This window comes from Nocardia bovistercoris, assembly GCF_015674855.1.
Taxonomy (GTDB): Bacteria; Actinomycetota; Actinomycetes; order Mycobacteriales; family Mycobacteriaceae; genus Nocardia; species Nocardia bovistercoris.
Map to the genome: position 1 here is coordinate 41,702 of NZ_JADMLG010000003.1, position 12,705 is coordinate 54,406.

A 12,705-nucleotide genomic window follows, 5' to 3' on the forward strand; every position below is an offset into this window, starting at 1 on the left:
CACCGGCTCGACCGGTCAGCGGGTAATTCGCGCCTTGGGCAGCGGTAGCGTATCCGCGTAGGTGAGAATTCCCGGCGCGGCGGCGACCACATTGGGAATCGCGGTGATCGCGGGCATCGCGGTGAGAATCATCGGGAGCCGCATGAAATCACTGAGCGTGGTGCCGACAAAATCCGGCGGCGGGGTGACGTCCATGCGCAGAGTGATATTCGGGCAACCATCGACAATGACGCGGTGGCCGGTGTCGATCGGCCAATCCGGCTCCAATGTCTGGCCTTTTCTCCACACCGTGCGCAATTCCACGACACTGCGCCCGTCGACTTTTCCGTGCCAGCTCGTCCTGATGCCTGCCACGCAGCCCGCGTCGATGCGCCACGAACCCAGATCCACGTCGTGGGTGGTTCGCGCGTACTCGGGTTCGCAGACGACCTCGTCGAATTCGACGCCGATCGCGGCGCCGATCAGGTGCACCGCGTCGATGAACACCTCGGTGGCCGATGCGGTCATCGCGGGGAGTTCGGGATCGTCGATCGGGCGGGCGAAGCCGACCGGTAGCTCGGTGGCAGGTGAGTCGTAGCCGCTGATGTCGGCCTCTTCGACGACCGTGATCTTGTCGATCCGGTCGACGGCGCCTGCCGCGACGATGGCGAGCAGATCCACGAATCCGGGATTGATGCCGGAGCCGAAGATCGTCGAGCCGCCGCGCTCGCACGCGTCGACGATGCGCGCCCGCTTGTCCGCGCCGAGGGAATGCCCGGTGACGAAGGCCGCCGTGGTCACCACGTTCACGCCGGATTCCAGAATGCGCACCAATTCGTCGACGTCGATCCACATCGGGTTGTAGACCACGCAATCCGGCTTCAGAGCCAGCAGCGCGGCCACATCGTCGGTGGCGAGCACGCCGACCGGTTCGATATCGCTCAATTCACCGGCATCGCGGCCGACCTTGTCCGGAGACCAGGCGTAGCAACCCACCAGTTCCAGTTCCGGATGGGCCACGACAGCCGATACCGATTGTTTGCCGACATTACCGGTGGTCCACTGGACCACACGATATCGAGATTGTTCAACATTGTCTGCCATATTTACTACTGTAGACGTTACAGTATCTATGAACGGGTGAATTCGGAAAGGGAGTACTCGTGACACTGCGGATCGTGCAATGGACCACCGGCAATGTCGGGCGGGCGGCACTGAAATCGATCATCGAACGCGCAGACCTGGAACTGGTCGGCGTCTACGCGCACGGTCCGGACAAGGTCGGCCGCGACGCGGGTGAACTGGCCGGGCTCGACAGGCAGGTCGGCGTCACCGCCACCGACGACATCGACGCGATCCTCGCGCTTCGGCCCGACTGCGTCTCCTACATGCCGCTGTTCCCCGATGTCGACGACCTGACCCGGCTGCTGGCCGCGGGCATCAACGTCGTCACCACCTCGGAGTTCATCACCGGCGCGGCCGTCGGCGCCGATGCCCGCCGACGTCTGGAAGAGGCTGCGGTGAAGGGCGATTCGAGTATCTTCGGCAGCGGGGTCAATCCCGGCTGGATCGAATACCTCGGCGCGGTCGCCTCGGGTGTGGCCAGGAACCTGAAGTCGGTCAAGATCGCCGAATCGTTCGACCTGACGATCCTGTCGGCCGACGGCAACCAGGACGATTTCGGCTGGGGACGCCCCGCGGGCGATCCCGGGCACGCCGACGACGTCGCCGAGGGCGTCGGCGAATTCCGCGACGCCGCGGAGATGATGGCCACCGTGCTCGGCCTGACCCTGGACGACATCCGCTACGAAGTCCGCTTCGCGCACGCCACCAAGGATCTGAAGGTGGCGGGTCGGACGGTGAACGAGGGCACCGTTGCCGGTATCGACATCAGCTGGTTCGGCGTGGCGGACGGCGCCGACGTCATCGAACTGAACGCGGTGTGGACGCTCGGCACCGCCATCGATCCGCCGTGGACGACGAACATGGGTTACCTGATCGAGGTGAACGCCGACCCGAAGGTGATCGTGCGGGTCGACTTCCTGCCTGACAACATGGAGACGGCCACCTTCGATGACCTGATCGCCATGGGCACCACCTTGACCGCGGCGCCCGCCGTCAACGCCATTCCGGCGGTGGTCGCCGCTCGGCCCGGCATCGTCACCTACGCCGACCTGCCGCCGATCACCGCCGACATCGCGCCTCGGCTCGGATAGGCGATAAGGGTGAGGTTGTCTGGCACCACGCGACCCTGAGGTACAGGTCAGAACAGGAAATAGCGCTGGGCCATGGGCAGTTCGGTGGCGGGCTGTTCGGTCCATACCTCGCCGTCGACTCGTACCGTGAAGGTGTCCGGGTCCACCTCGATGCGCGGCATCGCGTCGTTGCCCGGCATGTCGGACTTGGTGACCTTGCGAACGTTCTTGACGGGCACCAGTTTTCGGCGCACGTTCAGTCGGTTCGCGAGTCCGTCCTCGATCGCCTGCTCGGAGACGAAGTGCAGTGCGGTGGCGGCGGCCGCGGGTGCGGCGGCGCCGAACATCGGGCGCGGCAGCACCGGCTGCGGTGTGGGGATCGAGGCGTTGGCGTCGCCCATGGCGGCCCAGGCGATCATGCCGCCCTTGAGCACCGCGTGCGGGCGCACCCCGAAGAACGCGGGCTCCCACAGGACGAGGTCGGCGAGTTTGCCGACCTCGACCGAGCCGATCTCGTGGTCGAGTCCGTGCGCGACGGCCGGGCAGATGGTGTATTTCGCGACGTAGCGACGCGCCCTGAGGTTGTCGGCCGCGCCGTCGCCAGGCAGCGCGCCGCGGCGGCGCTTCATCACGTGCGCGGTCTGCCAGGTGCGCATCACGACCTCGCCGATGCGGCCCATGGCCTGGGAGTCGCTGCCGATCATGGAGATCGCGCCCAGATCGTGCAGCAGATCCTCGGCCGCGATGGTCGACGGTCGGATGCGGCTCTCGGCGAAGGCCAGATCCTCCGGGATGGACGCGCTCAGGTGGTGGCACACCATGAGCATGTCCAGATGCTCGTCGAGGGTGTTGACGGTGTGCGGGCGCGTCGGATTGGTGGAACTCGGCAGCACGTGGGGGTATGCCGCGACGGTGATGATGTCGGGTGCGTGCCCGCCGCCCGCGCCCTCGGTGTGATAGGCGTGGATGCCGCGGCCCGCGATCGCGGCCAGGGTGTCCTCGACGAATCCGGCCTCGTTGAGGGTGTCGGAATGCAAGGCCACCTGCACGCCCGCGGCATCGGCCACCCGCAGGCAGGCGTCGATCGCGGCGGGCGTCGAACCCCAGTCCTCGTGGAGTTTGAAACCCGAAGCGCCCGCGCGCAACTGCTCCCACATGGCCTCTTCGCCGACCGTGTTGCCCTTGCCGAGCAGCACGATGTTCAGCGGCCAGTGGTCGGTGGCCTCGAGCATGCGGGCCAGATGCCACGCGCCCGGGGTCACCGTGGTGGCCTTGGAGCCTTCGGCGGGTCCGGTGCCGCCGCCGATGAGGGTGGTGATGCCGCCGCCGAGCGCCTCGTCCATGAGCTGCGGGCAGATGAAGTGCACGTGGCAGTCGATGGCGCCCGCGGTGACGATGCGCCCGTTGCCCGCGATGATCTCGGTGGACGGCCCGACCACCAGATCCGGGTGCACGCCGGACATGGTCTCGGGATTGCCCGCTTTGCCGATGCCGCAGATGCGGCCGTCGCGAATGCCGAGGTCGGCCTTGATGATTCCCCAGTGGTCGAGGATCACGACGCCGGTGATCACGGTGTCGGGTGTGCCCTCGGCGCGGGTGGCGCGGGACTGGCCCATGGATTCGCGCAGCACCTTGCCGCCACCGAAGACGGCCTCCTCACCCGCGAGACCCGGTCCGCCGCAGCGGTCCTCGGTGATCTCGATCAGCAGATCGGTGTCGGCCAACCGGATTCGATCACCGGTGGTCGGCCCGAACAGTTCCGCGTAACGGGCCCGGCTCAACTCGCTCATCGGCTACCTCCCGAAATACCGTGCGGCGCACCGGCGGGCGCGCGAAGTTGGTCAGTGTCGCGTGCGCGACGGTGGACGCTGTCGCGTACGAAGCTAGGCATCGAGCCTGCCGGGTGGGGTGCGGCTGATGCCGTGGACCTCGCGCGAACCGCCCAGCGGCACCAGCGAGACCCGCTGGGCCAGACCGGGTTCGAAGCGCACGGCGGTGCCCGCGGGGATGTCGAGCCGGTGCCCGTGCGCGGCGGCGCGGTCGAAGTCGAGTGCGGCGTTGGCCTGCGGGAAGTGCACGTGGCTGCCGATCTGCACCGGCCGGTCGCCGGTGTTGACGACGTCGAGTTCCACGCGCGGCGCGCCCACGTTCAGCTCGATGACGCCTTCGGCACAGAGGTATTCACCCGGAATCACGGCCCGCCCCTAGCCGATCGGGTGGTGCACGGTGACGAGTTTGGTACCGTCCGGAAAGGTGGCCTCGACCTGCACGTCGTGAATCATCTCCGGCACGCCGTCCAGCACGTCGGCGCGGGTGAGCACGGTGCGCCCCGATGACATCAACTCGGCGACCGAGCGGCCGTCGCGGGCGCCCTCGAGCACGTGATCGGTGATGATCGCAACCGCCTCGGGATGGTTGAGCGCGAGTCCGCGCGCCTGCCTGCGGCGGGCCAGTTCGGCCGCGTAACTCAGCAGCAACCGTTCCTGCTCGTGCGGCGACAGTCGCATGCGGGCTCCTCACCGGTTCGGTCACAGGGGTGACGGCTATTCTGGCACGCGCGTTTCGCGGATGCGGGGCGAGCCTCAGTCGGACTTCACCAGATTCTGCAACCGCACCTGACCGCGTGCCACCACACGCTGCTGTTCGTCGGTCAGCACGACCAGCCACAGTTGCTGGGTGCGACCGCGGTGCACCGGCGTTGCCTCGGCCGACAGGGTGCCCTCGCGCACCGCACGCAGGAAGTCGGTGTTGTTGTTGACGCCGACGACGGTGCCGCCGTCGCCGAGCCAGACCGCCGCCGCGATGCTGGCCATCGTCTCGATGACCGTGCAGTAGACGCCGCCGTTCACGATGCCCATGGGCTGGAACAGATGCGGTTTCACGATCAGTTCGCCGCGCACGCGATCCGGCGTGATCTCGGTGTAGCGCAGCCCGACCAGGTCGGCGAAGCTGCCCTGGCTCGCGGTCGTCAACTGTTCGGGGGTGACGCCCGCCAAGGACCGTGTCGATGGCTCCTGTTGTGTCATGGGTTCACCTTGACATCCCGGCGACCCGACGCCCGCGCAGGGTGCCGCACCGGAGGACGAAGCGGCGGGCCTCCACCGGAATGAAGGCCCGCCGCGGCAGTGGATCGGGGGTCGCCGCAGCCCTCGGGACTCACGCTCGATCCGAACGCCGCGCTCAGTATAGGTCAGCCTTACCTAACTAAGCAAGCACTTCGACGCACCGGCAGGCCGCGCTCCTCGAGCGCGAGCAACAGGCCCTGACCGTGCCGCGCCCCGACCAGCGCGTCGGTGCGCGCGAGATCGGGAACGTAGGTGGCCGCGCCGACGATGGATTCGCCCACCAGCGACCAGAATCGACGCGGACCGAGTCCGGCGCAGCGCCCGAGTCCGTGCTGGATCAGCGACAGCGAGGCGCAGCACCGATGCGCGAGCCACACGTACATCGCCCGCGCGCACGGCAACACGACGACGCCGGGATCGCCCGCGCGCCGGTCGCCCGCGAGCACCCGGATCGTGGTGTCGGACAGGCCTGCCCAGTCGATGCCGCCGTCGTTGTCGTTGTGCACCCACAGGTTCTCCAGGCCCGGATCCCAGGCCGCGCCCTCGGCGACCAGCAGCGCCGCGACGCGCCCGATGACGGCGTGAATGAGCGCGGTGGCGACCACTTCGGCGGCGGTGTCGGCGCTGATCATCTCCGCGGCGTGGCGCCGGTACATGAGTTCGATACGGCCATCGCGCAACCCTTCGGAGAGCTTCCACCACCGACGTTTTCCCTGATCGGACATCGCGGCGACGGCATAGACGCGCGGATGCTCCGGTTGCAGCGCGCGCAACCGGTTACAGGAATGGCCGAACACCGCCGGGGTGAGACGGGCGGTGCAGGTTGTCACGGGCTCGAGCATCGAACCTCCTCGGGGTCGGCTCCGTCGTAGAGTCGAATGCGGAAGATAGGTTAGGCTTACCAGACCTAGCAACCTCAGCACCACCTTTAGGCAGGAGTAAGTTCTTCGCCGTGACACCCCTCGGTTCCGTACGGCGACGCCGCCTGACCGGACTTCTCACCCTGGCCGCCCTGCTGGCCGTCGCGGTGGTCGCGAGTATCGCGATCGGCACCCGGTCCCTTTCTCCCGCCACCGTTCTCGATTCCCTGCACACCGCGCTCACCTGCCCCGGCGGACCGTTCGAGTGCCCGGCGGAATCGGTCGCCGACGAGATCGTGCGCGGACTCCGCCTGCCGCGCACCGCATTGGCGCTGGTGTGCGGAATCGCACTCGGCATGACCGGCGCGCTCATCCAGGGCTACACCCGCAACCCGCTCTCCGACGCCGGACTGCTCGGGCTGAACGCGGGCGCGGCCTTCCTCGCCGCACTCGGCATGTACCTGTTCGGGCTCACCGCACCGGAGCAGTACATCTGGTTCGCCTTCCTCGGCGCGCTGCTCGCGGGCCTCGTGGTCTTCGGCGCGGCCGCCATCGGCGGCGGCAAGGCGAGTCCGCTGAGCCTGGTGCTCGCGGGCGCGGCGGTCACCGTCTTCCTGCAGGCCATGACCAACGCGGTGGTCACCCTCGACGTGTCCGCGCTGGACACCTACCGCTTCTGGGTGGTCGGCACCGTCGCCGGACGCGACGCCGAGGTGTTCTGGCAGGTGCTGCCCTTCCTCGGCCTCGGACTCGTGATGGCCGTCGCCGCCGCGCCCGGACTCAACCTGCTCAGCCTCGGCGACGACGTGGCGCGCGGACTCGGCGTGAACGTCGGACGCAGCCGCGCGGTCGGACTGGCCGCCGTGGTGCTGCTGTGCGGCGCCGCAACGGCCGCCATCGGCCCCGTCGCCTTCCTCGGACTCGTCGCGCCGCATATCGCGCGCTTCTTCACCGGCCCCGACTACCGGTGGCTCATCCCGTATTCCGGCCTGTTCGGCGCGCTGCTGTTGACCGCGGCCGACGTGGCGGGCCGGGTGGTGGCGCGTCCCGACGAACTCCAGGTCGGGGTCATGCTCGCCGTCATCGGCGCGCCGTTCTTCATCGCGTTCGTCCGCCGCAGGAAGTTGGTCAGCCTGTGATCCGGCCGCCCCGTCCGACCAAACGCAAGGTAGGGACCGCGTGAGCGCCACCGTGAAAGCCCCAGCGACCCTGCGCGAACTACGGCCCGCCCTGCGCGTCGGACCGGTGTCGCTGGTGCTGCGCCCGCGCATGGCGGTGCTCGCGCTGCTGCTGGCGGCCGCGCTGTTCGCCCTGTTCTGTCTCGACATCGCGACCGGCGAGACGCACATCCCGCTGGACCGGGTCCTCGACGTGCTGTCCGGGGGCGGCACGCGCGCCCAGCGATTCATCATCTGGGAGTCGAGGATGCCGCGCGCGCTCACCGCCGTCGTGGTCGGCGCCGCCCTCGGCCTCGCGGGCGCGATCACCCAGTCGATCCTGCACAATCCGCTGGCCAGCCCCGACATGCTCGGCATCACCTCCGGCGCGGGCCTCGGCGCGATCCTCGTGCTGACCGGCATCGGCAACACCGGCGCCGCGGCGTCGGTCGGCGCGCCGCTGGCCGCGACGCTCGGCGGACTGCTCACCGCGCTCGCCATCTATTCGCTCGCCTGGGGCCGCAGCGCCACCGGCGAGGTCGGCGCCACCGGCATGCGCCTCGTACTGATCGGCATCGGCGTCAACGCGGTGCTGGTCGCGGGCATCAGCTGGACGCTGACCCGCAGCTCGCTCGAGACCGCGGCCCGCGCGCAACTGTGGATCAACGGCTCGCTCAACGCCGCCGACAACTCCACCCTCGTGCCCGCCGCGCTCACCCTCGGCGCGGCGCTGCTGGTCGCGGTCGCCTCCGCGCGCACGCTCGCGGCGCTGCGCCTCGGTCCGGAGAGCGTCCGGGTGCTCGGCGTGCGGGTGCAGACCCAGCAGGCGATACTGCTCGGCACGGCGGTGACGGTGGCCTCGGTGGCGACCGCGGCGGTCGGCCCGGTGGGATTCGTGGCGCTGGCCGCGCCGCAGATCGCGCGCATGCTGTTCCGCACGCCCGGTGAACCGCTCGTCGGATCGGCGCTGTGCGGTGGTGTGCTCGTGGTCGGCGCGGATGTGGCCTCGCGCACGATCTTCCCGGTCGACCTGCCGGTCGGCATCGTGACCGCGGCCTTCGGCGGACCGTTCCTGCTGTATCTGCTCGTTCGTATGAATCGGAAGGCGACCCTGTCATGACCACCGCATCCGGGGCCGACGCCCATCGGCTCGTCGCGCAGGACATCACCCTCGGCTACGGCGAGCGCGTCATCATCGACGGCCTCACCCTCGAGATCGCCTCCGGCATCGTGACCACCGTGATCGGCCCGAACGGCTGCGGCAAGTCGACTCTGCTGCGCTCGCTGGGGCGGCTGCTCCGCCCGAGCAAGGGCCGGGTGGTGCTGGACGGCAAGGCGATCTCGTCGATGAAGACCAAGGACGTGGCCCGCGTGGTCGGCATGCTGCCGCAGACCCCGGTCGCGCCGGAGGGGCTGACGGTGGCCGATCTGGTCGCGCGCGGACGCCATCCGCACCAGTCCTGGATTCGGCAGTGGTCGGCCACCGACGAGGCCGAGGTGATGGCGGCGCTGGCGCAGACCGGCATCGCCGATCTGGCCGATCGTTCCCTCGACGAGTTGTCCGGCGGTCAGCGCCAGCGGGCCTGGATCTCGATGGCGCTGGCCCAGGGCACCGACATCCTGCTGCTCGACGAGCCCACCACCTATCTCGATCTGGCCCATTCGCTCGAGGTCCTCGACCTGGTCGACCAATTGCGCGCCGAGATGGGCCGCACGGTGGTGATGGTGCTGCACGACCTGAACATGGCGATCCGCTACAGCGACCGGCTGATCGTGATGCACGCCGGTCGCATCGTCGCGCAGGGCGCACCGGGCGACATCATCGATGCGGAGTTGTTGCTCGAGGTCTTCGGGCTGCGGGCGAAGGTGCTCGAGGATCCGGTGTCGGGGCGACCGATGATCGTGCCGATCGGCGCGCGGCAAGTGCTGGAGTCCGTTCGGCCCTAAGACGCGCCGACTATGACCAATACCACACAGCTACCGAACAGTTACGACAAGGTGTAGTACGCGTTCGCGTCGTTGGTTCTCTAAACTTGTGGGATGGCAGGACTTGGTGAACTCGAGAAGGCGGTCATGGACCAGCTGTGGTCCAGTGCTGAACCGCAGACGGTCCGGCAGGTGCACGAGGCATTGGCCGCACGTCGTGAGCTCGCGTACACCACGGTGATGACGGTGCTACAACGACTCGCGAAGAAGAATCTGGTGGTACAGCGGCGCGACGATCGCGCCCATAGGTACGCGCCCGTGCACACCCGCGACGAATTGGTCGCGAGTCTCATGGTGGACGCGTTGCAGCAGGCCGAGGAGGCGGGCAGTCGCGCCGCCGCGCTCGTGCACTTCGTCGAACAGGTCGGCCCCGACGAGGCCGACGCACTGCGTGAGGCACTCGCTAAGCTCGAATCATCCGAAGGTTCCTGATACCTTCGGCGCGACGCTCACAACGCCGTGAGCGTTCTGGCCCCACAACGCAGTGAGCTGAGTCGATGAACGCAACCGCGCCGGTATTCGCCGGTCTCGCTTTGCTTCTCGCGGGGCCTGCTCCAGCGCTGTTGAGCCGAGCGAAGTGGCCACACCGGACACCACGCGCGGCGTTGGTCCTGTGGCAGGCCATCGCGCTCGCCGCCGTGCTCAGCGCCTTCGGCTCCGGCCTGGCGATCGCGGCGGAACTGTTGGTCCCCGGCCCCGACGGCCGCCCGACCACCTCACCCACCCGTGAGATCGACGCGCTCGGTCTACCGCTGTGGCTCGCCTACATCTTCGTCTTCGCGCTCACCCTGCTGGTCGGCGCGCGACTGATGTTCTCGATCGTGCGCGTCGGCGTGCACACCCGACGCCGCCGCGCCCGCCACCGCATGCTGGTCGACCTGCTCGACCAGAGCGGGCCGCGGCGCCGCGCCGCCGACATCAGGGTGCTGGCCGCCACCGAACCCATCGCCTACTGCCTGCCCGGCCTGCGCCAGCGCGTGGTGATCAGCGAAGGCACGCTCACCAGCCTCGACGACGCCGAGGTCACCGCGATCGTCAGCCACGAACGCTCACACCTGCGAGCCAGGCACGACCTGGTGCTCGAGGCGTTCACCGCCGTGCACGAGGCATTCCCGCGGGTGGTGCGCAGCAGGGCCGCGCTCGGATCGGTGAAACTGCTCATCGAACTGCTCGCCGACGATTCGGCGGTGAAGGTCACCGGGCCCGCGCCGCTGGCCCGCGCGTTGGTGGCGTGCGCGAAGTCCACCGCGCCGCAGGGCGCGCTCGCCGCGGGCGGGCCGACCACCCTGATCCGGATCCAGCGCCTCAACGAGCGTATCGGGGATATGCGGGTCGCCTCGGCGGCCTATCTGGGGTCCGTGGCCATCCTGGTGGTCCCGACGCTGGCGTTCGCGGTACCCTGGCTGGTCGAACTCAGCCGGCTGTTCAACGGCTGATCTCGGCGACCCGCGGTCCGACGACACCGGCTCTCCTGGCCGACCGTCCCGATCACGCCCGCGTACCGTGCGGCGGGTCCCCACGAAAACGCTCGGCGCCGACCCGCGCGCCGCACCAGAAAGGCACCCGTTGACCTCCTCGCCCCCTGCCGCCGTGACCTTCGCGGATCTGGGCCTACCCGTCGCGCTCACGCAGGCGTTGCGCCGCGACGGCATCGAGGCTCCGTTCCCGATCCAGGCCGCGACCGTCCCGGACGCGCTGGCGGGCAAGGACGTGCTCGGCCGCGGTCCCACCGGATCGGGCAAGACCCTGGCCTTCGGACTTCCGATGCTGGCCGGACTCGTCGGCGCCGCCGCGCGCCCTGGACGCCCGCGCGGCCTCGTGCTCGTTCCGACCCGCGAACTCGCCGCCCAGATCGAACGCGCGCTCGACGAGCCCGCGCTCGCCCTCGGCCTTCGCATCGCCTCGGTGGTCGGCGGCGCGCCGATCAAACGCCAAGCCGACCGCCTCGCGCGCGGCGTCGACCTGCTCATCGCCACCCCGGGCAGGCTCGAAGACCTCATCGCGCAGGGTTCGGCGAACCTGTCCGAGGTACGGATCACCGCGCTGGACGAGGCCGACCACATGGCCGACATGGGCTTCCTGCCCCAGGTCGTCAAACTGCTCGACCGCACCCCCAAGGACGGTCAGCGACTACTGTTCTCGGCCACTCTCGACGGTGAGGTCGACAAACTGGTCAAGCGGTACCTGCGCTCTCCCGTCACCCATTCCACCGCGCCGCCCTCCGCTTCGGTCGCGACCATGTCGCACCACCTGCTCTTCGTCTCCGACAAGCTCGTCAAACGCGCCGTGGTCGCCGAGATCGCCGCGCGCGACGGGCTGACCATCATGTTCGTGCGCACCAAACACGGCGCCGACCGCCTCGCCAAGCAGCTGCGCGGAGTCGGCATCGCGGCGGGCGCGCTGCACGGCGGCAAAGCGCAGAACAACCGCACCCGCACCCTCGCGGCCTTCGCCGAACGCGCCACCCCGGTGCTGGTCACCACCGACGTCGCCGCGCGCGGCATTCACGTCGACGGCATCTCGCTGGTCGTGCACGTCGACCCGCCCGCCGAATCCAAGGCGTACCTGCATCGTGCGGGTCGGACCGCGCGCGCCGGGGAGGACGGGGTTGTGGTGACCCTGGTCACCGGTGAGGAACGCGCCGACGTCGAGAAGATGACCCGCAAGGCCGGGGTCGACGTGGTCGGGATCGAGGTGGGTCCCGGGGATCGCAGGCTGAACGAGATCACCGGTGCGCGGCGGCCACCCGGACCGTCGGCGAAGGTCGAAACCGGTGGTGCGGCGGACGCGCGCGCGGCGGGCGAGCCGCGAAGCGGGGCTCGACGGGCGACCGGCGACGCGGGCGAAGGTCCGTCGCGTGGTGGACGGCGGCGTCGCCCGGCGTCCGGCGCGGGCGAAGCGAGCGGACGTCACGACAGGCCGTCCCGGCGCGGTGCGGACGGTTCCGCACGGTCGTCGGGAACCTCGACGCGCTCGTCCACGACATCGTCGCGCAGGCCCGCCGCGTCCGCACGATCCTCGCCCGCGTCCGCGCAGTCGTCGACCGCACCCACGCGGTCGTCGGCCCAGTCGTCGGGTACTGCTTCGCGGGCGGGAACCCGCGACCACGCCTCGGACCGCGCCCAGTCCCGCACCACACGTCCCCGCTCGGCCGCCGCCACACCGTCCGTGCGCACCGACGGTTCCGCCGCACCCACGGGACGCGCTCCCCAAACGGGCGCGCGCGGCAAGGGATCCCCCGTGTCAGGCCGTCCGACACGCGCCGACACGCCGGGGCAATCCCGCCGCCGCGCCGGACGCCCCCAAGGCTCTCCGAATACCGGCAACCGCCGAGCGAACTAGCGCGAGCCATCGAACGGGTCGGCGGATCGACACCGCCCGGCAACATCGCGGCATCGCACGAATACCGCTGGGAGGCAGCGGCTGCCGCGCCCCGCAGGCTGTTGCCGGATCGGGTCGGTCT

13 protein-coding genes are annotated in these 12,705 nt (G+C 69.6%); 7 read left to right on the plus strand and 6 right to left on the minus strand.

Features of this window, described 5'->3' with window-relative positions:
- Positions 1–15: 15 nt before the first annotated feature.
- On the minus strand, positions 16–1,083 hold the full coding sequence (locus IT779_RS08225; protein ID WP_196148621.1) for an NAD(P)H-dependent amine dehydrogenase family protein: 1,068 nt from the start codon (positions 1,081–1,083) through the stop codon (positions 16–18).
- A gap of 59 nt (positions 1,084–1,142) precedes the next feature.
- Here IT779_RS08225 and IT779_RS08230 point away from each other — a divergent pair, with 59 nt between their 5' ends.
- The gene (locus IT779_RS08230) at positions 1,143–2,195 is read left to right on the plus strand and encodes an NAD(P)H-dependent amine dehydrogenase family protein (protein ID WP_196148622.1); all 1,053 of its coding nucleotides are present in this window, start codon (positions 1,143–1,145) and stop codon (positions 2,193–2,195) included.
- 47 nt (positions 2,196–2,242) lie between these two features.
- Here IT779_RS08230 and IT779_RS08235 read toward each other — a convergent pair whose 3' ends face one another.
- The 5 genes from IT779_RS08235 to IT779_RS08255 all read right to left on the minus strand — a co-directional run bounded on the left by IT779_RS08235 (position 2,243) and on the right by IT779_RS08255 (position 6,081).
- Positions 2,243–3,964: an urease subunit alpha gene (locus tag IT779_RS08235; protein WP_196148623.1), complete on the minus strand. Its 1,722-nt coding sequence runs from the start codon at positions 3,962–3,964 to the stop codon at positions 2,243–2,245.
- Positions 3,965–4,057: 93 nt separating this feature from the next.
- Positions 4,058–4,369 carry an urease subunit beta gene (locus IT779_RS08240; protein WP_196148624.1) on the minus strand — a complete coding sequence of 104 codons (312 nt, stop codon included), beginning with the start codon at positions 4,367–4,369 and terminating at the stop codon, positions 4,058–4,060.
- A 9-nt stretch (positions 4,370–4,378) separates the two neighbouring features.
- Complete coding sequence (locus IT779_RS08245; protein WP_196148625.1) at positions 4,379–4,681, minus strand: urease subunit gamma; 303 nt, start codon at positions 4,679–4,681, stop codon at positions 4,379–4,381.
- Positions 4,682–4,756: 75 nt separating this feature from the next.
- Positions 4,757–5,200 (minus strand): PaaI family thioesterase, encoded by a 444-nt coding sequence (locus IT779_RS08250; RefSeq protein ID WP_196148626.1) that lies wholly within the window; start codon positions 5,198–5,200, stop codon positions 4,757–4,759.
- Positions 5,201–5,370: 170 nt separating this feature from the next.
- Complete coding sequence (locus IT779_RS08255) at positions 5,371–6,081, minus strand: hypothetical protein (protein ID WP_196148627.1); 711 nt, start codon at positions 6,079–6,081, stop codon at positions 5,371–5,373.
- Positions 6,082–6,191: 110 nt separating this feature from the next.
- On the opposite strand from IT779_RS08255, the gene IT779_RS08260 reads away from it, so the two are divergent.
- The 6 genes from IT779_RS08260 to IT779_RS08285 all read left to right on the plus strand — a co-directional run bounded on the left by IT779_RS08260 (position 6,192) and on the right by IT779_RS08285 (position 12,584).
- Positions 6,192–7,238 (plus strand): FecCD family ABC transporter permease, encoded by a 1,047-nt coding sequence (locus IT779_RS08260; RefSeq protein ID WP_196148628.1) that lies wholly within the window; start codon positions 6,192–6,194, stop codon positions 7,236–7,238.
- Between the two features lie 40 nt (positions 7,239–7,278).
- On the plus strand, positions 7,279–8,376 hold the full coding sequence (locus IT779_RS08265; RefSeq protein WP_332838717.1) for a FecCD family ABC transporter permease: 1,098 nt from the start codon (positions 7,279–7,281) through the stop codon (positions 8,374–8,376).
- Positions 8,373–9,203, plus strand: coding sequence for an ABC transporter ATP-binding protein (locus tag IT779_RS08270; RefSeq protein WP_196148629.1), 831 nt, complete (start codon positions 8,373–8,375; stop codon positions 9,201–9,203). Before IT779_RS08265 ends, IT779_RS08270 begins: the two co-directional genes overlap by 4 nt.
- A gap of 93 nt (positions 9,204–9,296) precedes the next feature.
- A complete protein-coding gene (locus IT779_RS08275) occupies positions 9,297–9,674 on the plus strand; it encodes a BlaI/MecI/CopY family transcriptional regulator (protein WP_196148630.1) in 378 nt (125 codons plus the stop codon).
- 65 nt (positions 9,675–9,739) lie between these two features.
- The gene (locus tag IT779_RS08280) at positions 9,740–10,678 is read left to right on the plus strand and encodes a M56 family metallopeptidase (RefSeq protein WP_196148631.1); all 939 of its coding nucleotides are present in this window, start codon (positions 9,740–9,742) and stop codon (positions 10,676–10,678) included.
- A 154-nt stretch (positions 10,679–10,832) separates the two neighbouring features.
- Positions 10,833–12,584, plus strand: coding sequence for a DEAD/DEAH box helicase (locus IT779_RS08285; RefSeq protein WP_408637744.1), 1,752 nt, complete (start codon positions 10,833–10,835; stop codon positions 12,582–12,584).
- Positions 12,585–12,705 lie beyond the last annotated feature (121 nt).

Excerpts from the sequence above, each read along its gene's own strand:
- IT779_RS08280 (WP_196148631.1), top strand. The coding sequence starts at position 9,740 with ATGAACGCAACCGCGCCGGTATTCGCCGGTCTCGCTTTGCTTCTCGCG.
- IT779_RS08275 (WP_196148630.1), top strand. The coding sequence starts at position 9,297 with ATGGCAGGACTTGGTGAACTCGAGAAGGCGGTCATGGACCAGCTGTGG.
- IT779_RS08235 (WP_196148623.1), bottom strand. The coding sequence starts at position 3,964 with ATGAGCGAGTTGAGCCGGGCCCGTTACGCGGAACTGTTCGGGCCGACC.
- IT779_RS08250 (WP_196148626.1), bottom strand. The coding sequence starts at position 5,200 with ATGACACAACAGGAGCCATCGACACGGTCCTTGGCGGGCGTCACCCCC.
- IT779_RS08245 (WP_196148625.1), bottom strand. The coding sequence starts at position 4,681 with ATGCGACTGTCGCCGCACGAGCAGGAACGGTTGCTGCTGAGTTACGCG.
- IT779_RS08225 (WP_196148621.1), bottom strand. The coding sequence starts at position 1,083 with ATGGCAGACAATGTTGAACAATCTCGATATCGTGTGGTCCAGTGGACC.
- IT779_RS08255 (WP_196148627.1), bottom strand. The coding sequence starts at position 6,081 with ATGCTCGAGCCCGTGACAACCTGCACCGCCCGTCTCACCCCGGCGGTG.
- IT779_RS08270 (WP_196148629.1), top strand. The coding sequence starts at position 8,373 with ATGACCACCGCATCCGGGGCCGACGCCCATCGGCTCGTCGCGCAGGAC.